The organism is Klebsiella sp. 54 (assembly GCF_018223875.1).
Lineage (GTDB): Bacteria > Pseudomonadota > Gammaproteobacteria > Enterobacterales > Enterobacteriaceae > Klebsiella > Klebsiella quasipneumoniae.
Genome location: NZ_JAGRRA010000001.1, coordinates 154,667 through 174,228, shown reverse-complemented (window position 1 = coordinate 174,228; position 19,562 = coordinate 154,667). Strand labels below are relative to the sequence as shown.

Sequence of the window (19,562 nt, the reverse complement as noted above, 5' to 3'; positions counted from 1 at the left end):
AGTTAAAGCCCTGACATGCGTGGCTGGCTGTGCACCGTGCCATCGCCAATATGGATACCCAACAGCGAAGATATTTTTTTAGCAATAATTTCAATATCGAAGGCCGCTGCCGAGGAAGCGTTAAAGTCCAGAATCGACTTCTGCGATGCATTGGCCTCCACCACGCTTTCATCACGATGGACGATGCCAAGCAGTCGCTCGCCCAGCTTCTCTTCCATCAGGCTGGTGACGTCCCGGCTGACCTGGCGACGGCTATCGCTTTGGTTAATGACGAAATAGTGCCCATGCTTGTGATTCAGCGCCGCGCCGGTCAGGCGCTGTTTTTCTACGTGCGCCAGGGTCGACATCGAGGCAGTATCAGCCAGCAGCGGGATCAGATGCAGGTCCGCCAGCCCCGTCAGCGCCTTTAGCGCCGGCGAAGGCCCTGGCGGCATATCGGCGATGGTGATAAGTCCGGGATAATTCAGCAGTGCGGACAGTCCGCGCTGGAGAAAATGGTCATTGTGGGTCAGCTGCTCATCAAACGCCTGACGCTGCGCTTCGCTCACTTCGCCATACGGCAGGACGAAAATGTTGCTGCCGGCGCTCAGCACGCACTGGCTCCAGTCGTGCAGGTCCAGCGCCTTCGCCACATAGCCGCGCTCATCGTTCAGCGGCACGCCAAAATGCAAACGCAGCGCGTTCTGGACATCAAAATCCAGCGCCAGCACTTTGCTGCCGGTCCGCGCCAGCGAATAGGCTAAATTGGCCGCCAGGGTCGTTTTCCCTACGCCACCTTTCGGTGAACAGACGCAAATCAACGGCATGTTGCGATCCTTTCCAGAAGTGATTTCAAAGGCTGGTCTTTATTTTTCGCCACCGGCTCTGCGCTTTTCGCCGCGAACAGGTGGGCATAGTTCTCGGCGGTGGGCGCGGGTCGAGGAGCCATTCTCGGTGGCGCCATTGCCGGTTCAGGCGCCGGGATTGAAGGCGCAGGGGTCACCGCAGGCACCTGCCTGACTGGCTCCGGCGCGGCGGTGGCGGTCTCCACGGCCGGCTGCGGGGCCGCTGGCGCGGCCGGAGCGGCAGGCACAACGGAAGCGGAGGCTGGCGCCGCCGCTACGGCCGCTTCTATCTGGTGGAACAGATCCGCGGGCACTGACTGCGGCAGGGGCGCGGAAACCGAGCCTCCCAGCGCCAGGGAAGAGGGTTTCTCTGCGCCGGGATTTAGCTGATTGAGGATCGCCCAGTCTCCATGCTCGCGCGTGGCGGCTTGCGATGAAAGATCCTGAAAGTTGAGGTTTTGCGTCCGCGTTTTTTCCTGAAAGCGCTGCAGATCATCATAATGGTTCATTGATAACCTCATGATTTTAAAAATTTCATATTAAGTTTGTTGTTATTTTCTAAGTATATTTAAAATATCGTTGCGTCTCTGGTATGGCAGAAAACGCGCCGTTGGAGACGTACCAATACATACGGTTGACAGGGTTATAATAGTTTAGAATTTGATTTTCGGTGTGATTCCACGGCAGAAGTATCGCTACACTAACATTTTCCTTTCAGAAGGATAGCCCCATTTTTTAGGTATGCGTCCATCCTTAAACCACGCTTCCACCGCGCTTCCCGTCCGTTTTTATATAAATGTATTAGGTAATGATAGAATCATAGCGTCAGATCAGCGAAAGAATAAACCTGAACCATTTTAATTTCTCTTTAATTCTATAAAAATGGACTGAAAGTCTTATTTTTTCGGATAATCGACGAAGAATGCGCCGAGAACGTGGCATTCACTGCGATAAAAGGCGATATCGCCGGGTTTTATACCCGGCGGGAGAGAAACTCCCGGTTATCGGACCGGGAGCGTGCCATCAGGCGTGGGGCTTTTGCGGATTCTCATCCTGGTCGACGGCAAAGCAGGCCACCAGCTGGCCGCCGTAATCCTTCAGCTGCGGCTGAAGCTGGGTGCAGGGGCCGAAGCGCCGGCGGCAGCGCGCGTTGAAGGCGCAGCCCGGCGGCGGATTCAGCGGGCTCGGCAGCTCGCCGGTCAGCTTAATCCGCTCGCGACGGTCGTCCGGGTTCAGACGCGGCGTCGCCGACAACAGCGCCTGGGTGTACGGATGACGCGGATTGTTAAAGATCTGGTCCTTGGTGCCCTTCTCCACGCAGCGGCCGAGATACATCACCATCACTTCATCAGCGATATGCTCGACGACCGACAGATCGTGGGAGATAAACACGTAGGACAGACCTAAATCCTGCTGCAGATCCATCATCAGGTTCAGCACCTGAGCGCGTACCGAAACGTCCAGCGCGGAGACCGGCTCATCGGCGATCACCACGTCCGGATCCAGCATCAGCCCGCGGGCAATGGCGATACGCTGGCGCTGACCGCCGGAGAACATATGCGGGTAGCGATCGTAATGCTCTGTTTTCAGGCCCACTTTCGCCATCATCGCCAGCGCTTTTTCGCGGCGCTGCTCTTTGCTCAGGCTACTGTTAATCAGCAGCGGCTCTTCCAGAATCTGCCCCACTTTTTTACGCGGGTTCAGAGAACCGTAGGGGTTCTGGAACACAATCTGGATTTTTTGCCGCCGCAGCTTCTGCGCCTGTGGGTCGTGCTTAAGCAAATCCTGCCCCTGATAATAGAGCTCGCCGCCGGTGGGAATTTCAATCATCGTCAGCAGACGACCGAGGGTCGATTTACCGCAGCCCGACTCTCCCACCACCGCCAGCGTTTTACCGCGCTCAAGAGTAAAGGAGACGCCGTCCAGCGCCTTCACCAGCCGTTCCGGGGCGAATAACCCCTTCTTCACCGGGTAGTGTTTTTTCAGATCAATGGCCTGCAACAGCGGTTGTGGCGTGGCGGCCTTTTGCGTACTCATAATCCAGGCCTCCCGGCATCATCGAGTGGGTAGTGACATTTAGACTGGCGACCGCCATTGAGATCCGCGAGCGCCGGCTCTTCGCTACGGCATTTATCCGTAGCATAGGGGCAGCGCGGGTTCAGCAGGCAGCCGTTGGGACGGTCATATTTCCCCGGCACTACGCCCGGCAGCGACGCCAGACGCGCTTTATCCTGGGCAAACTCCGGCAGCGCACGCAGCAGCGCCTGGGTGTATGGATGGCGCGGCGCGCGGAAAATATCCTTCGCATCGCCAGTCTCCACCACCTGACCGGCATACATAACGATAATTTTATGCGCGGCCTCGGCCACCAGCGCCAGGTCGTGGGTGATCAACACTAGCGCCATATTCTCCTGCTGCTGCAGTTCCAGCAGCAGCTCGATGATCTGCGCCTGAATGGTCACGTCCAGCGCGGTGGTCGGTTCATCGGCAATCAGCAGTTTTGGCCGACAGGCAATCGCCATCGCGATCATGACGCGCTGGCTCATCCCGCCGGAAAGCTGATGCGGGTAGACGTCCAGCCGCGACGCCGGATCGGGAATGCCGACCTGGTTCAGCAGGTCGATGGCCCGCTGGCGGCGGGTTTGCTTGTTGCCGCCCTGATGGACTTTTATCGCTTCCATAATCTGGAAGCCGACGGTAAAGCAGGGATTGAGGCTGGTCATCGGATCCTGGAAGATCATCGCCACCTCCGCCCCCACCAGCTGGCGCCGCTCTTTTTCAGAGATGCGCTGCAGGTCGCGGCCGTTAAACTCCAGTTTGTCCGCCATGACCCGGCCGGGGTAATCAATCAGACCCATAATCGCCAACGAGCTGACGGATTTACCGGATCCAGACTCCCCGACGATGCCGACCACTTCGCCCTGCTTCACGCTATAGCTGATGCGGTCCACGGCGCGGAACGGCGCGTTTTCATCGCCGAAATGCACCGATAATTTATCTACATTCAATAACGCCATCTCGAACCTCTTACTGCTTCAGTTTGGGATCGAGCGCGTCACGCAGACCGTCACCCATCAGGTTAAATGCCAGCACCGTCAGCAGGATCGCCACGCCCGGGAAGGTCACCACCCACCAGGCGCTCTGCGCGAACTGCAATACGTCGGAGAGCATGGTACCCCACTCCGGCGTCGGCGGCTGCGCGCCCATGCCGAGGAACCCCAGCGCGGCCATGTCGAGAATGGCGTTAGAAAAGCCCAGCGACGCCTGAACGATCAGCGGCGCGAGACAGTTAGGCAGAATATTGACGAACATCTGGCGCATCGCCCCGGCGCCCGCCACGCGGGAAGCGGTCACGTAGTCGCGGTTGACCTCCACCAGCACCGCCGCGCGCGTCAGACGCACATAGTGCGGGAGCGCCACGAAGGTCAGCGCCAGCGAGGCGTTGACGATGGAGGGTCCGAAGATAGCCACCAGCACCAGCGCCAGAAGCAGACTCGGCAGCGCCAGCATAATATCGACGACGCGCATGATGATTGAGTCCACCACTCCGCCGAAATAGCCCGCCACCAGGCCGAGCACCACGCCGAGGATCAGCGACAGGACCACCACCAGGCAGCCCACCAGCAGCGACAGGCGCGCGCCATACATCAGGCGAGACAGAATATCGCGGCCCACGTCGTCGGTGCCGAGCAGATGCGCCAGGCTGCCGCCCTCCTGCCAGAACGGCGGCGCCAGCAGCGAATCACGGAACTGATCCGCCGGGTTATACGGGGCGAGAAAGTTGGCGAACACGGCGATTACGATCATCACCGCCACGTACACCAGACCGACCACCGCCCCTTTATTGCGTTTGAAATAGTGCCAGAACTCCTGCAGCGGGGTCATGGGCACCGGCGCAGTGATAACTTTATTTTCAGTAACTTGTGACATGATGACCCCTTACTTCTTATGCCGGATACGCGGGTTCACCACGCCGTACAGCAGGTCGACCAGCAGGTTGACGAGGATAATCATCGTCGCCACCAGCAGCACCCCGCCCTGCACCACCGGATAATCGCGACGCTGCAGCGCGTCGATCAGCCAGCGGCCTAAACCAGGCCATGAGAAAATGGTTTCCGTCAGGATGGCGCCCGCCAGCAGCGTGCCCACCTGCAGGCCAATCACCGTGACCACCGGCAGCATCGCGTTACGCAGCGCGTGGATCACAATCACCCGCATCCGGGTCAGGCCTTTGGCGCGCGCGGTGCGGATGTAGTCTTCGCCGAGCACTTCCAGCATCGACGATCGGGTCATACGCACGATCACTGCCAGCGGAATGGTGCCCAGCACGATGGCGGGCAGGATCATATGCATTAAGGCGTCAATAAAGTCGCCCTGCTCGCCCCAGATGGCGGTGTCGATCAGCATAAAGCCGGTCAGCGGCAAGGTATCGTCAAGGAAGACCGTATCGCTGATACGCCCGGAGACCGGCGTCAGGTTCAGCTGCACCGAAACCAGCATAATCAACATCATGCCCCACCAGAAGATAGGCATCGAGTAGCCGGTCAGCGCCAGGCCCACCGCGGTGTGGTCAAAGATGGAGCCGCGTTTTACCGCAGCCAGCACGCCCACCGGAATGCCGACGGCGACGGCGAAGATCATCGCGCAGACGCCCAGCTCAAGGGTGGCTTTAAAGCGTGGGACAAACTCCTGCCACACGGGAATGCGGCTTTTCAGCGAGATGCCTAAATCGCCGTGCAGCACGCCCCAGATATAGTGGGCATATTGCTGCCACAGCGGCTTATCAAGGCCCATTTCGGCCAGCAGCTGCGCGTGACGTTCGGGGGAAATACCACGTTCGCCCGCCATAATCATCACCGGATCGCCGGGGATCATATGGACGAAGGCAAAGGTGAGAAGGGTGATACCGATAAATGTCGGGATGACAAGTCCCAGACGTCGGAGAATAAACTGCAACATAACCCGGATTCTCTCTAGTGACGCCCCGCCTGGCGACAGGGCGTCTGTATTGCTCACAAAAGCATTCCCCGGAATAGCGGGAATACGCCCCCCACCTCTCCCACGCGGAGAGAGGGGGTCAGGCATCGTGCTTATTATTCGACAGAGACGTTATCGAAGTGGTGTTTACCCAGCGGATCCACCACATAGCCTTTGACTTCTTTACGCACTGGCTCGTAAACGGTGGAGTGAGCGATGATCAGCGCCGGAGCCTGGTCATGCATCACTACCTGAGCCTGTTTGTACAGTTCAATACGCTTGTTGTGGTCGTCGGTGGCGCGGGCCGGCTGAATCAGATCTTCAAACGGCTTATAGCACCAGCGCGAGTAGTTGGAGCCGTCTTTCGCCGCGGCGCAGCTGAACAGGGTGGCGAAGAAGTTATCCGGATCCCCGTTGTCGCCGGTCCAGCCCATCATGACGGTCTGGTGCTCGCCCGCTTTCGCGCGTTTCAGATACTCGCCCCACTCGTAGGTGACGATTTTGGCCTGGACGCCAATCTTGGCCCAGTCGGCCTGAATCATTTCCGCCATACGGCGGGCGTTCGGGTTATACGGACGCTGTACCGGCATCGCCCACAGATCGATAGTGAAGCCTTTTTCCAGGCCCGCTTCTTTCAGCAGCTGCTTCGCCTTCTCCGGATCGTAGGTGTAGTCTTTAACGTCGTCGTTATAGCCCCACATGGTCGGCGGGATCAGGTTCTTCGCCGCCTGGCCTGCGCCCTGGTAAACGGCTTTGATGATCGCTTCTTTGTTAACCGCGTAGGTCAGCGCCTGACGAACTTTCACGTCGTCCAGCGGTTTCTTCTCGGTGTTGAAGGAGAGATAACCGACGTTCAGGCCCGGCTGTTCCAGCAGGGTAATGCTCTTATCTTCCTTCATGCGCGCGATGTCCGCCGGGTTCGGATACGGCATCACCTGGCACTCATTTTTCTGCAGCTTGGCATAGCGCACGGAGGCATCCGGGGTGATGGAGAAGACCAGACGATCGATCTTCGGCTTGGTGCCCCAGTAGCCCGGGAAGGCTTTATACAGAATGCGGGAATCTTTCTGGTACTGCAGCAGCTGGAATGGACCGGTACCGATAGGATTGAGGTCTACTTTTTCCGGCGTGCCGGCTTTCAGCATATTGTCGGCATACTCTTTAGAGAGAATAGAGGCGAAGTCCATGGCCAGGTCAGCGAGGAACGGCGCTTCCGGGCGGGTCAGGACGAACTGGACGGTTTTATCGTCCACTTTCTTCACTTCGCTAATCAGGTCGGGTAACCCCATCCCTTCAAAGTATTCATAGCTGCCGCCAGAAACTTTATGGTACGGGTTATTGGTATTCTTCTGACGATCGAAGGAGAACACCACGTCATCGGCGTTCAGGTCACGGGTTGGTTTAAAGTCTTTATTATCCTGCCATTTCACGCCCTGACGCAGGTGGAAAGTATAGGTTTTACCATCCGGGCTGACTTCCCATTTTTCAGCCAGTCCAGGAATAACTTCCGTCGTACCGGTTTTGAATTCGACCAGGCGATTGTAGATCGGTACGGAACTGGCGTCATAGGTGGTGCCAGAGGTGAAGAGCTGTGGGTTAAAGCCTTCCGGCGAGCCTTCTGAACAATAAACCAGGGTTTTCGCTTGCACGCTGGCAGCGACGGTCATGGCGACAAGGCTCAGACCAAGCTTCAGCATCCCTGATTTCTTCAAGGAAATACTCATTATTCTGCTCCAAAACTGTGATGTTGTTTGCATATATCCGCCGGACCTTTATTTATTTTTATTCGTCATATTCGAATGATGGATGCGTTGGCTGTGCTCAATAAGCCAGTCACATAGCCATCTATGCTCCTGGGGATGCTCAAGCTTGCCGCCTTCCCGCAATTCGAACTATTTAGAATATACCCGGTCCAGTCGGTGGTGCCCGAAGGCGTTGAGAGAGATGGGGATTCCTTTCGCAAAAACGACTGAGTTGCAGTACGGATTCTCCATGAAATGCCCCTCATGCCCTACAATCTGTCAACAGAATGGGGAAACGTCAATACAGCCAGCCGGGTTTTACATCCAGCGTGAGAAACGACAGGCAAAGATTAAAAAAACTTCAAGACGCTATTTTCAGCAGAGAAATTTATGCTACTGGCTAATATGCAGAATAAAGACCTTATTAATTTGCGACACCTAGTGGGAAACAATGCCAGTAAATGAGAAAAATTTCTTGCTATGTGACCAATATGTGAGCGGTTAATAGCGTGAACGTTAAAACGCACAGCGGAAAATGCTGTATTCAGCCATAAGCTTCGCGAAAAAAGATCTGTTCATCGATAAAAAAATGCAATGGAAGATGTCACAAAATAGCGAACAGCTGGCTGGAAACGGGGGTAAAGATGTTTTTTGTGATTTTGATGCGGTTTTGGGCCGGGAGACTGCAGAAGGTGCCCGGCGGCGCTGCGCTTGCGCGGGCCTACGGGATCTGAAGCGAACCTTCGGGGTTCTCATCCTCACTGGCCGCAGATGCAAAAAAGCCTGCTCGTTGAGCAGGCTTTTCGAATTTGGTCGGTGATAGAGGATTCGAACCTCCGACCCCTTCGTCCCGAACGAAGTGCGCTACCAGGCTGCGCCAATCACCGAATGCGGGGCGCATCTTACTGCTGGGATGCCTACCCGTCAATGCCTTATTTTCAAAAAATCGTTCAACCGGCGAGAAACTCAGCACCCTGCGCAGCGAATCGCCGGTTGGTCCGCTTTTTTAGCGGCAGCTGACCTCAAACGCTTTGCGATGCTCGGCTACCTTACAGGTCACCGGCTCACCGAGATAAGTTGGGCCCGCCGGTTTGAATGTAAACTCTCCCAGCAGCATCGTCAGTTCCCCCAACCCCGGGCAGGTATGCTGATGACGCATAATGTCCGGGCGGGTATCGTTGTTTACCGCGCGGGCGATGTCGCTGTACGCCAGCTTGTCGGCAAAGGCATTGGCGCAGAATTGCAGTTCGCTTTGCGCCATATGCGCGGCCTGCCCTTTCAGCTCGGCATGCTGCGCCAGCAGCAGCTGGCGAACCTCGCCGGCCCGGCTGTAGCCAATCGCCGTATACCCTGCCTTATTGCTGAGATTGACGCTGGCGCCGGCCTCGAGGAGTGCCTCGACATTGGCTTTATTATTCATTTTGACCGCCAGCATCAGCGGGCTGAGGTCGTTGGCGGAGAGCTGGTCCACCTTTGCGCCGCGCTGCACCAGCGCCGCGATCACCGCAGGCGACCCCTGACCCGCCGCCACCTGCAGCGCCGTGAGCCCTTCCCGGTTCGGCTTATCCACCTCCACGCCGGAGGCTGACAACGCCAGCACCAGATTGGGATCGTCCCCCGCCGCCGCCAGCATCAGCGGCGTGGTGCCGGATTTATCCGCCAGGCTGGTATCCGCCCCGGCGTTGGCCAGGGTCGTGATGGTTTCCGCCGATCGCGCGTGATCGACAGCGAGGAAAAAGACCGATTCCCCTGAAGCATTGACGGCCTTCACGTCCGCCCCATGCCCGATCAGCAACGCCACGATCTCGTCAACGTTCTTCTTAAACGCGCCGGGGGCCAGTTGTAACGCCATGTCTTCCGTCATCAGCGCGCGGCTGCCCGTCGCCAGCGATTTCGCCGCCGTTGCGCCGACAATCTTGTCCAGCGCACTCTGCTCCTCCACAGGCGCATCGGGCTTTTTCATCGCCAGAATATGCTGGTAGTCGCTTCTGACGTCCCCGCCGTCGGCAATGGCGGACATCAATGCTGTGCTCTTGTCGACGGTGGTCTGATTCACCGACGCGCCCGCCTGGAGAAGATCGCCGATAATCGCCGCATCGCTGCCTCGCGCCGCCGCCAGCATCAGCGCCGTGACGCCCTGGCGCGTCTGGAGATTCGGCTGCGCCTGACGCTTAAGCAGGAGCGCTACCACCTCGCGACGATTTTCCGCGGCAGCGACCATCAGGCCGCTTAAGCCGGTTTTATCCTGACCATCCACATCGATGCCGTTATTCAGCATGGCTTCGATCGTCGCCGGCGCATCGTATTTACAGGCCAGCAGGAACTGGCGGGTTTCCTCTTCGGACTGACAGCCCGTTAGCATCAGCAGGCACAGCAGGGCCAACCCCTTTATTACCTTCATCCTTTCTCTCCGTGAAAAGTGGCTGCACAGGAGGAGCGGGAACACTGGAGGGTATTCAAAGAAGAAGAGGCAACCTGCCAGACACATCCGCTGTGCAAAAAAAATCCCTCGCCCGGCGGACGCCGGCGAGGGATTAGCTTATCCTGGGCTCAGGAAAGGAAAACAGACCCGAGAATCTGAAAAATCCGCTGTCTTACTTTTTCCGCCGACACCAGTTATTGTTCTCGTTGATCCCGCCATCCGGCGAGGTATAGCCAAGGCAGCCCATAATGGTGTCGTACAGTTCGACGTGACGGCGCGGCACCTTCATCGCGGCCTGCTGCTGCAGATGGGCAAACGCAGCGGCATGATCCGGATTCTCCAGGTATTTATCCGACATCCAGACCATCATCGGCACACGGAACTGTTCCGGCGGCGCCATCTTGCGCGGCGTACCGTGCAGATGTTCACGCTCGTTAATCGACTCGCCGTGGTCGGCGGCATAGAACACAATCGCTTTCTTATCCCGCAGCTGGTCGAGGACGCTGACGATAAAGTGATCGACATAGGTCACGCTGTTGTCGTAGGAGTTGATCAGCTCCGCTTTCGAGCACTTGTTATCAACACCGACGCACTCCGGCTTCCACTGGGCGAAGCTGCGCGGATAGCGTTGGGTGTAGTTAAAGTGCGAGCCTTTCGTGTGGAGGATGATCAGGTGCTTACCAGAGGCGTTGCCCTGCTCCATACCGCGCTTCATCTCATCCACCAGCAGCATATCGTCAACGCTCTTGCCGCGGTTGCGCGGCTCGGCGCCAATCTGCTCGCGATAGGCGATATTGTTGGCCATCGTGTTGCTGTAGAACCACATCTCACTCTGCATGGCGTACAGATTGCCGCTGAAGCCCAGCTGATGAAGCACCGCAAAGACGTTCTGCTCTTTGAGGGTCCGCTGCGGGTTATCCTCTGCCCCGCCCTGACGCACAAACATGCAGCGTAACGACAGCTTGGTGGCGGTATCGCACGAGTAGCCGCGGAAAGCGACCAGATTCTTCTCTTTCGCCAGCTCTGGCGTGGTGTTACGGCTATAGCCAAGGATGCCCATATGATCCCAGCGGGTGGTTTCGCCAATGATAAACACCACGTAGGTGTCATCGAGCCCTTCCGGGGCGACGTAGGTAAATTTCTTCGCCGGGTTAATCAGCGATTTGTTATCTGAGGATTCATCCACCTGCGCCCAGGCGTACAGCCCCAGCGCCGACAGCCAGTTCGACGGCAGGTAGGAGTTGGCGATCACCCCGCCGTAGCTCGGCATATCCACTTCCGAATGGCGCTCGACATCGTGTTGGCGCAGCTCAAGCAGGCGGATAGGTCCCCAGACGATGAGGCCGGCCAACACCACGATCAGCACGTTTTTAACCCGCTGGCCCGGGGTACGCAGTTGGCGCAGCAGCGTATGGCGGCAGCGGTTGCTCCAGATAAACAGCAGTGGCGGCGCGCTCACTGCCGCCAGCCAGAGGATCAGATGCCAGCCGATGACCTCTTTCGACAGGTCGATATCGGTGGTCATCACCGAGGCGATAATCCCGTAGCCAATCACCACGTTAAGGAACGTCATGTAGTAACTGGCGGCGGCGGAAAACAGAACAATCAGCGTCGCCAGAATGCGCCAGATACGGCGACCGAACAGCGACAGAAGACGTAACAGGAAGAAGGTGACAAAGACCGTGGCCACCAGCTCAACGACACCGGAAAGCCCTTTCCAGACAGTGAACTCTTGAGCATAACCATCGAAACGCCGAAAAAAAACGGCGACGTTCATAAACCAGCCGATGTACAGCGCCAGCCAAAAACTAAGCTTCTGCTGCGTCATCGTTCTAATATATTTCATGCAAGCAAACCTGGAAAAAGAAGAATAAAACACCGCCTGACGCTGTGGCATGAGTCAGTAGGCTAATAGGGTGCGTTAGGGTTGGTTATCAGAAACCTCTACAAAGCGCGATAAGTAGACCACAGGGAACGGGAAAAGTATCAGGAGGGAATGTGATCCAGCCAAACATTTACAAAATATTTGGCTGGATTGGCACTATTTGCTTAGGGTATTAATCAGGGGCACGTTTCACGCTGCAGGTTTCAGGCGTGCGCCTCGCTATAGACACTGCCTTTCGGCTGACGAATGGTGGTGGAAAGCGCCAGCGAAATAATCAGCAGGGCGAAGATCACGCAGAAGGTGACGTAGAAGCCCCCGAACAGCGAAGCGATGAGGGAACCGCAGATGCTGCCGATACCAAAACCCAGATAAATCACACCATAGTTTTTCGCCAGGTTGTTCAGACCGAAGAATTCACTGACCAGCGATGGGAAGACGGTGATGGTTCCGCCGAAGTTAAAAGCAACGCAGGCGATGGCGGCGAAAAAGGTCATGGCATTCAGCGGGGCGAACAGCAGCGCGGCCATCCCCACCAGCGACACCACCTGACCGATGGTGATCACGCGAATGCGGGAAATTTTATCGGACAGGATACCTAACACCAGGCGACCGCTAAGGTTAGCGATTGAGATAACCGTTACCGCATTGGCCGCCGTGGCGACATCCAGGTGGACCATTCCCTGCGCGATATCTTTCGCCACGCCAATCACATACAGACCGCTCATGCAGGCCGTCAGGAACATCACCGCCAGCATCCAGTACTGCGGTTTACGCATCGATTCGGCGAGAGTGAAGTCGTTTTCCACGACGCCGTTGGCCGTGGTGGTCGCCGTATGATTTGGCGCATCTTTCATCAAGGTCGCGCCAAAGACGATCATCACCAGCACGATAGCGCCCCAGATAACGAAGGTTTTTTCCAGACCAACGGTGGCCAGCAGATGAGTATCAATGAATTTGAACCCCAGGCTGCCGAGGCCATAGGAACCGATGGAGAAGGCGGAGATCAGCCCTTTGCGTTCCGGGAACCACTTGACGCAGTTCGACAGGGTCAGCAGATAACCGGCCCCGTCCGCCAGCCCCACCAGCACGCCAGCGCTCAGCCATAGCATCATCAGGCTGCTGGAGTGGGCGGTCAGAAAGAAGCCCAGACCAAGCAGGATCCCGGAGGCCATGGTGACGCGCTTCACGCCAAAACGCTCCTGCAGCTTGCCGGCGACCGACGAAGAGAGCGCCAGCCCGAGGCTCAGCAGGCCAAAGGAGAAGGCGACCTGGCTGACCGGTTCGCCCAGTTTGTCAGATAGTGAACTGTTAAACAGGCTCCAGGTATAAACCGAACCGAGAGCGAATTGGGTGATGATGGTGCCGATAAGCGTAAGCCAGCGGGTCGATTGACGGTTTGCAGCGTTCATAGCAGTTGTCCTGATAAATTAACTGCCGCCACAATAGCGAAGGCCCCTCATCCAGTGGGGGAAAAAGGCATGAACTGCCATCAGCAGGGAATGAAATGCATTAATGGCGGAATGAATGACATTGCATGACATTCATTCCGCGAATTTCAGGGAAAAAGTTAGTGTGCGCTATCTCACAGAAATGCGCCATTACTGAGATTTAACAATAACCACATCGTTTCAAATGCGTAACAATCGCGGGTCAAAAGTTGGCGCTGACCCCCATCAGATAGAGCGTATTTTCCCCCGATGGGACGTTGTCCGCCTGTGACAGCGTGGCCCATGCCGCCACATGCGATCCCAGCGGCATATCGGCGCCCAGGGTGACATCACTCCAGCCGCCCTCTCTGGCGCGGGTGGTCGGCGACCAGGCATCGCTGGCGAGCGACTGGTTATAGCTCACCTGCGCCCAAGGGTGCACGCCCCACAGCGACTGATAATCCATACGCCAGCCGAGCGTGTTGACATATCCCGTCTCGCCCACGCTTTTCGTCGCCGGCGCGGTGTAGTCGCTGCGCAGGCTGGCCACCGGCCCGGAGGTCATGCCGTTTGCCAGCAGATAATTCCAGCCGACGCTCATCCCACGGCTGCTGTCCGGCGGCGCCAGCCCCTGGTTTAACGCCAGTCCGCCCGGCGTTTCAGACGACTTCATCCGCTCGGCGAGGATATCTTCATAGCGTGGTTGGTGATCGCTATCCCATGTATAGCGTTCCGACGTATTACTTTTTGTATCGATAGCGATATATTCCTGTTGCCAGGCATTCGCTCCAGAGACACACGACACCCAGACGGATACGCACACCGGGAACAAGAACCCCCGGAGGCCATTGCATTTCTTTATTATCATTAATGCGACTCCAGAAAAGAGCCGAATCGGCATTATTGCTGTGTTTTTTTGGGGATACGATTTCCCTGTATTAACTATTATCTTTATCTTTCAGTCGTCAAGCCGGGGCGTCCACTTTTTTAGCGCAGAGGGAGAAATAGCTATGCAGCGTTGCGGATGGGTGAGTCAGGATCCGTTATATATCGAGTATCACGATACCGAATGGGGTGTCGCGCAAAAAGCATCCCAGCGGCTGTTTGAAATGATCTGCCTTGAGGGTCAGCAGGCCGGGTTATCATGGATCACGGTGTTAAAAAAACGGCAAAACTATCGCCAGGCTTTTCACCAGTTCGATCCGGTGCGGGTGGCGGCGATGGGGGATGAAGATGTCGAGCGGCTGCTGCAGGATGCCGGGATTATCCGCCATCGGGGAAAAATCCAGGCCATCATCGGCAACGCCCGGGCGTATCTGGCGATGGAGGAAAATGGCGAGTCGTTCACTGATTTTGTCTGGTCCTTCGTCGACAATGCGCCCCAGGTCACCCGCGCGGCGACGCTGGCGGAGATCCCGACCACGACGCCGGCCTCAGATGCGCTGTCTAAGGCTTTGAAAAAACGCGGTTTTAAGTTTGTCGGTTCGACGATCTGTTACTCTTTTATGCAGGCCTGCGGGCTGGTCAACGACCATGTCACCGGCTGCTTCTGTCACCCTGGAGGTCAGGATGATCCGCAAGTGGGACGCTAAAGATAACCTGCCGCTGCTGGACCTGTGGCTGGAAAGTACGATTCATGCCCATCCCTTTATCAGCGAAAGCTACTGGCGCGACAGCGTCGCGGTGGTACGGGATGTCTATCTTCCCGCCGCCAGCACCTGGGTCTGGGAGCGCGACGGGGAGCTAAAAGGCTTTGTCAGCGTGCTGGAGTCCCGTTTCGTCGGCGCGCTGTTCGTCGCGCCGGACGCTATTCGCCAGGGCATTGGCCGGGCGCTGCTGGATGAAGTCAAGCAGCACTACGCCTGGCTTAGCCTTGAGGTTTATCAGAAAAACGAATCAGCGGTCAGTTTCTACCATGCGCAAGGCTTCCGCATTGAAGATTGCGCATGGCAGGACGATACTCAGCACCCCACCTGGATTATGCGTTGGCCGGCGGATCAAATGCCGTAAGCGGCAGCGCCGGGCCGGTATATTTCTCCAGCCACGCCAGGGCGGTGTTACCGGCGCAGCCGTTGCCCAGGCGGGATGTTGGGATATCTTTAGTTAAGACGTTCACCGCCCCGTTTTTGCAGATGCCCGCCACCGGATCCAGGTCGGGCCACGCTCCTTCATGCAGGCATATCACCCCCGGGCGGATCCCCTCCGTCACCACCGCGCCGGCCAGCACCTGACCGCGGGCGTTCCACACCCGCACCAGATCGCCATCGGCAATCCCCCGCGCCCGGGCATCCTGCGGATGAATAGTCAACGGTTCGCGTCCGGCAACGGCATAGCGTTCGCGCAGCGCGGAGTAGTTCAGTTGACTGTGCAGCCGGTGGGCCGGATGGGCCGACAGCAGCTGCAGCTGCCCCGCCTCGGCGTTGCCATGCCACTCGTCGGGCTCCAGCCACATTGGGTGCGGCGGGCAGTCGGTGTAGCCAAAGGCGGCGATGGTCGGCGAGTGGATCTCAATTTTACCGCTCGCCGTTTTCAGCGGGTTGGCCAGGGGATCGTCGCGGAAGGCGGCAAAGCGGATGAAACGGGCATTCTCCGGCTCCTCCGGCATCTCAATCAGCTGGTTAGCCTGCCAGAATTCGGCAAACGGCGGCAGCGTCACCTGCTGCTGGGCGCCGCGCCGGGCGGCCATCTGATAGAAGGTCTCCAGCCACTGCAGATCGCTCTTCCCTTCGGTAAAGCGCTCGCGGCCGCCCGCCTCCCAGCGTTCGCTGAGGTCGGCAAAGACCGCGAAATCATCGCGCGCTTCACCCTGCGGGGCGACCACCTGCTTCATCGGCACCAGATGCTGATTGCTGTAGTCCCCGGTCATCGTCAGATCGTTGCGCTCAAACGAGGTGGTCGCCGGCAGGACGATATCGGCATGACGCGCGGCGGCGGTCCAAAAGCATTCGGAGATGACGATAAGCTCTGGTTTCTGCCAGGCCTGAATCAGGCGGTTGGTATCCTGATGATGGGTAAAGTTGGCGCCGCCGGCCCACCAGATAAAGCGAATATCGGGGAAGCGCCGCGCCATGCCGTTGTGCTGATACTCCGCCCCCGGGTTCTCCAGCGCCTCGACAATCCGCGCGACCGGGATCTTCTCCACGGCGTCCACGCCTCCGGCCACGCTCCCCTGCATCGAGCCCAGCACCGCCGCGCGGCGGGTCGGATTGCCGCCGTTGGCGAAATGGTAGGAAAGACCAAACCCGCCCCCCGGGGTGCCAATCTGCCCCAGCATCGCAGCCAGGGTGACCAGCATCCAGTGTTTCTGCTCGCCATACTGCTGGCGCTGCATGCCCCAGCCAGACATCAGCATAGTGGTGTTTTCGTGGAAAAGTTTCGCCAGTTCGCGGATCTTATCCGCTGCGACGCCGCAGATAGCCGCCGCCCAGTCGGCGGTTTTCGCCACGCCGTCGCTTTCGCCGGTCAGATAGCGGGCAAAAATCTCGTAGCCGCTGGCGCAGCGGGCAAGAAACTCGTCGTCCTGCCAGCCATTCTCCACCAGCGTATGGGCGATACCCAGCATCAGCGCGACGTCGGTGCCCATATGCGGCGCGATCCACTCCATCGAATCGCCAAAGAAATCGACAGTTTCCGATCGCATCGGATCGATGCAGATCAGGCGTTTTCCGCTCTGGCGCAGCCGGTCGAACCACGGGATACCCTGCTCGTCGGAGGCGTTCCAGGCAATTTTCAGCGTATTCAGCGGGTTGGCGCTCCACAGCACCACTACCTCGCTGTATTCCAGCACCAGCGGCCAGCTGGTCTGCTGCTGATATACCTCATTGCCGCCCACGACGTAAGGCATGATCGCCTGCGCCGCGCCGGTGGAGTAATCCCCGAGATGGCCGGTGTAGCCGCCCGCCAGGCTCATATAGCGCTGCAGCAGGGTGGCCGCCTTATGCAGGACGCCGTTAGAACGCCAGCCGTAGGAGCCGGCAAAAATAGAGGCCGGTCCGTAGCTTTCGCGGATCCGACGATGCTGGGCATCGATCAGATCCAGCGCCTGCTCCCAGCTCACCCGCACAAATTCATCCTGACCGCGGACCCCCTGGGGCTTGTCCGGAGAGGCAAGGAAACCTTTGCGCACCATCGGGTAGCGCACGCGGGTTTTACTGTGCACCTGGTCGCGCACCGCCGTTTGCAGCGAGTTGGCAAACGGTGTCGCCAGCGCGCCGCGGGAGGAGAGGACGTTTTCCCCGTCCGTTTCCACCAGCATCGGTCCCCAATGGGCGGCGGTTAAAATGGTTTTGGTTGCAGATGAGGTTGGCAAGGGCAGCTCCTGGTCAGCGAAAGCAGGTGTGGTGACGGTGCGATCGGCGCCGTTCAATGTTATTTACAAAATGAGATGGTGTTTGGGGAATTTTCTACGTATTCGCGCGTCATAATCAACCGTCACGTTCGCTGTGACAAAGAATAAAAAGGATTAAGGACATTAAATGAAAAAACGCGTACTTATGATTGCGGCGCTGGTCAGCGGCACCCTGGCGATTTCTGGCTGCACCACCAACCCCTATACCGGTGAGCGTGAAGCAGGTAAATCCGGTATTGGCGCAGGTATTGGCTCCTTAGTGGGCGCTGGCGTCGGCGCGCTCTCCTCTTCCAAACATGACCGCGGCAAAGGCGCGCTGATTGGCGCAGCGGCAGGCGCGGCGCTGGGCGGCGGCATAGGCTACTATATGGACGTGCAGGAAGCGAAGCTGCGCGACAAAATGCAGGGAACCGGGGTCAGCGTGACGCGAAATGGTGACAATATCGTGCTGAACATGCCGAATAACGTCACTTTCGACAGCAACAGCGCCAACCTGAAACCGGCCGGCGCCAACACCCTGACCGGCGTGGCCATGGTGCTGAAAGAGTATGAGAAAACCGCCGTTAACGTCGTCGGCTACACCGACAGCACCGGCAGTAAGGATCTGAATATGCGTCTGTCGCAGCAGCGTGCTGACAGCGTCGCCAGCGCACTGATCACCCAGGGCGTGGCGGCCAACCGCATTCGCACCACCGGCATGGGGCCGGCGAACCCGATCGCCAGCAACAGCACGGCGGAAGGTAAGGCGCAGAACCGTCGCGTGGAAATCACCCTCAGCCCGCTGCAATAAGCGCATCCTCATGTTGCCCGGCCGCGCCTCTGCCGGGCAAAATGCTTGATATCGCTATTTTTCGCGCTAAGGTGTTGGCAGATTTTCAGCAAAGGAAGCCATCATGGCGAAAGCGGCGCGTGCAACCATTAGCGATGTGGCGAAAGCCGCAAAGACCGGCAAAACCAGCATTTCACGGTACCTTAACGGCGAGAAGCACCTGCTTTCCGACGATCTGTTATCACGTATTGAAAAAGCCATTGCCGAACTCGACTACCGCCCCAGCCTGATGGCCCGCGGCCTCAAGCACGGCCGCACCCGCCTCATCGGCCTGATCATCGCCGATATCACCAACCCCTATTCGGTCAATGTCATGAGCGGCATTGAAGCGGCCTGCCGGGAAAAGGGCTTTACCCTGCTGGTGTGCAACACCAATAACGAGCTTGACCAGGAGCTGCACTATCTCGACCTGCTGCGCAGCTATCAGGTGGAAGGCATCGTCGTCAACGCGGTCGGCATGCGGGAGGATGGCCTGAACCGCCTGCAGCAGTCGGCCCTGCCGATGGTGCTGATTGACCGTAAAATCCCCGATTTCGCCTGCGATGTGGTCGGGCTTGATAACGCTCAGGCCGCCACCACCGCCACCGAACACCTGGTGGAGAAAGGCTTTGAGGCCATCCTGTTTCTCAGCGAACCGCTGGGCTCGGTCAATACCCGCCGCGAGCGCCTGAGCGCCTTTCGCGCCACGCTCGCCCGCCACCACGGCGTGGTGGCCGAAAACGCCGAAGTACAGCTCAACGACGGCGCGATGATGGACAACGTCCTGCGCCAGTTCCACGCCCGCCACCGCGGGATGCGCAAAGCGGTGATCTCCGCCAACGGCGCGCTGACGCTGCAGGTGGCCCGCGCCCTGAAGCGCGTCGGCCTGATCTGGGGCAGCGATATCGGCCTGCTGGGCTTCGACGAACTGGAGTGGGCGGAGCTGGCCGGCGTCGGCATCACCACCCTCAAACAACCGACGTGGCAGATCGGCTACGCGGCGGTGGAACAGGTAATTCGGCGCATTGCCGGCACTAACGACCCCATCTGCGAGCGGGTCTTTTCCGGCGAGCTTATCGTCCGCGGATCAACCTCCCGTTAACGATCCTTCGTGATGCCGATCATAAAT

15 protein-coding genes, 1 tRNA gene and 2 pseudogenes are annotated in these 19,562 nt (G+C 58.1%); 4 read left to right on the top strand and 14 right to left on the bottom strand.

Features of this window, described 5'->3' with window-relative positions; genetic code table 11:
• Positions 1-2: 2 nt before the first annotated feature.
• The 13 genes and pseudogenes from KHQ24_RS00820 to KHQ24_RS00760 all read right to left on the bottom strand — a co-directional run bounded on the left by KHQ24_RS00820 (position 3) and on the right by KHQ24_RS00760 (position 14,082).
• Positions 3-795, bottom strand: a pseudogene (locus KHQ24_RS00820) (cellulose synthase operon protein YhjQ/BcsQ).
• Between the two features lies 1 nt (position 796).
• Positions 797-1,333, bottom strand: a complete 537-nt coding sequence (gene bcsO, locus KHQ24_RS00815) for a cellulose biosynthesis protein BcsO (protein WP_211777084.1) — start codon at positions 1,331-1,333, stop codon at positions 797-799.
• Positions 1,334-1,649: 316 nt separating this feature from the next.
• Positions 1,650-1,829 (bottom strand): annotated as a pseudogene (locus KHQ24_RS00810) (hypothetical protein).
• 18 nt (positions 1,830-1,847) lie between these two features.
• Positions 1,848-2,861 carry a dipeptide ABC transporter ATP-binding subunit DppF gene (gene dppF / locus KHQ24_RS00805; RefSeq protein ID WP_004204985.1) on the bottom strand — a complete coding sequence of 338 codons (1,014 nt, stop codon included), beginning with the start codon at positions 2,859-2,861 and terminating at the stop codon, positions 1,848-1,850.
• Positions 2,858-3,841 (bottom strand): dipeptide ABC transporter ATP-binding protein, encoded by a 984-nt coding sequence (gene dppD / locus KHQ24_RS00800; protein ID WP_043522501.1) that lies wholly within the window; start codon positions 3,839-3,841, stop codon positions 2,858-2,860. Before dppD ends, dppF begins: the two co-directional genes overlap by 4 nt.
• 10 nt (positions 3,842-3,851) lie before the next feature.
• On the bottom strand, positions 3,852-4,754 hold the full coding sequence (dppC, locus tag KHQ24_RS00795) for a dipeptide ABC transporter permease DppC (protein WP_004204988.1): 903 nt from the start codon (positions 4,752-4,754) through the stop codon (positions 3,852-3,854).
• Between the two features lie 9 nt (positions 4,755-4,763).
• A complete protein-coding gene (dppB, locus tag KHQ24_RS00790) occupies positions 4,764-5,783 on the bottom strand; it encodes a dipeptide ABC transporter permease DppB (protein ID WP_002921786.1) in 1,020 nt (339 codons plus the stop codon).
• A gap of 134 nt (positions 5,784-5,917) precedes the next feature.
• Positions 5,918-7,525: a dipeptide ABC transporter periplasmic-binding protein DppA gene (gene dppA, locus KHQ24_RS00785; protein ID WP_049004417.1), complete on the bottom strand. Its 1,608-nt coding sequence runs from the start codon at positions 7,523-7,525 to the stop codon at positions 5,918-5,920.
• 828 nt (positions 7,526-8,353) lie between these two features.
• Positions 8,354-8,430: transfer RNA gene (locus KHQ24_RS00780), tRNA-Pro, on the bottom strand.
• Between the two features lie 119 nt (positions 8,431-8,549).
• Complete coding sequence (locus KHQ24_RS00775) at positions 8,550-9,944, bottom strand: ankyrin repeat domain-containing protein (protein WP_154041470.1); 1,395 nt, start codon at positions 9,942-9,944, stop codon at positions 8,550-8,552.
• A 193-nt stretch (positions 9,945-10,137) separates the two neighbouring features.
• A complete protein-coding gene (eptB, locus tag KHQ24_RS00770; protein WP_211777083.1) occupies positions 10,138-11,811 on the bottom strand; it encodes a kdo(2)-lipid A phosphoethanolamine 7''-transferase in 1,674 nt (557 codons plus the stop codon).
• A 242-nt stretch (positions 11,812-12,053) separates the two neighbouring features.
• Positions 12,054-13,259 (bottom strand): MFS transporter, encoded by a 1,206-nt coding sequence (locus KHQ24_RS00765; protein ID WP_004204995.1) that lies wholly within the window; start codon positions 13,257-13,259, stop codon positions 12,054-12,056.
• A gap of 241 nt (positions 13,260-13,500) precedes the next feature.
• Positions 13,501-14,082: an autotransporter outer membrane beta-barrel domain-containing protein gene (locus KHQ24_RS00760; protein WP_072140522.1), complete on the bottom strand. Its 582-nt coding sequence runs from the start codon at positions 14,080-14,082 to the stop codon at positions 13,501-13,503.
• 205 nt (positions 14,083-14,287) lie between these two features.
• Between KHQ24_RS00760 and tag the strand changes: the two genes are divergently transcribed.
• A complete protein-coding gene (gene tag / locus KHQ24_RS00755) occupies positions 14,288-14,869 on the top strand; it encodes a DNA-3-methyladenine glycosylase I (protein WP_004204998.1) in 582 nt (193 codons plus the stop codon).
• Positions 14,847-15,287 (top strand): N-acetyltransferase, encoded by a 441-nt coding sequence (locus KHQ24_RS00750; protein ID WP_004205000.1) that lies wholly within the window; start codon positions 14,847-14,849, stop codon positions 15,285-15,287. The genes tag and KHQ24_RS00750 overlap by 23 nt, the downstream gene beginning before the upstream one ends.
• Here KHQ24_RS00750 and KHQ24_RS00745 read toward each other — a convergent pair.
• Complete coding sequence (locus tag KHQ24_RS00745) at positions 15,256-17,586, bottom strand: molybdopterin guanine dinucleotide-containing S/N-oxide reductase (protein WP_180405310.1); 2,331 nt, start codon at positions 17,584-17,586, stop codon at positions 15,256-15,258. The two genes, KHQ24_RS00750 and KHQ24_RS00745, sit on opposite strands and share 32 nt — an antisense overlap.
• 166 nt (positions 17,587-17,752) lie before the next feature.
• On the opposite strand from KHQ24_RS00745, the gene KHQ24_RS00740 reads away from it, so the two are divergent.
• Together KHQ24_RS00740 and KHQ24_RS00735 are read left to right on the top strand one after the other, a co-directional pair.
• Complete coding sequence (locus KHQ24_RS00740; protein ID WP_002921917.1) at positions 17,753-18,415, top strand: OmpA family lipoprotein; 663 nt, start codon at positions 17,753-17,755, stop codon at positions 18,413-18,415.
• Between the two features lie 103 nt (positions 18,416-18,518).
• Complete coding sequence (locus KHQ24_RS00735) at positions 18,519-19,535, top strand: LacI family DNA-binding transcriptional regulator (protein ID WP_004205002.1); 1,017 nt, start codon at positions 18,519-18,521, stop codon at positions 19,533-19,535.
• Positions 19,536-19,562 lie beyond the last annotated feature (27 nt).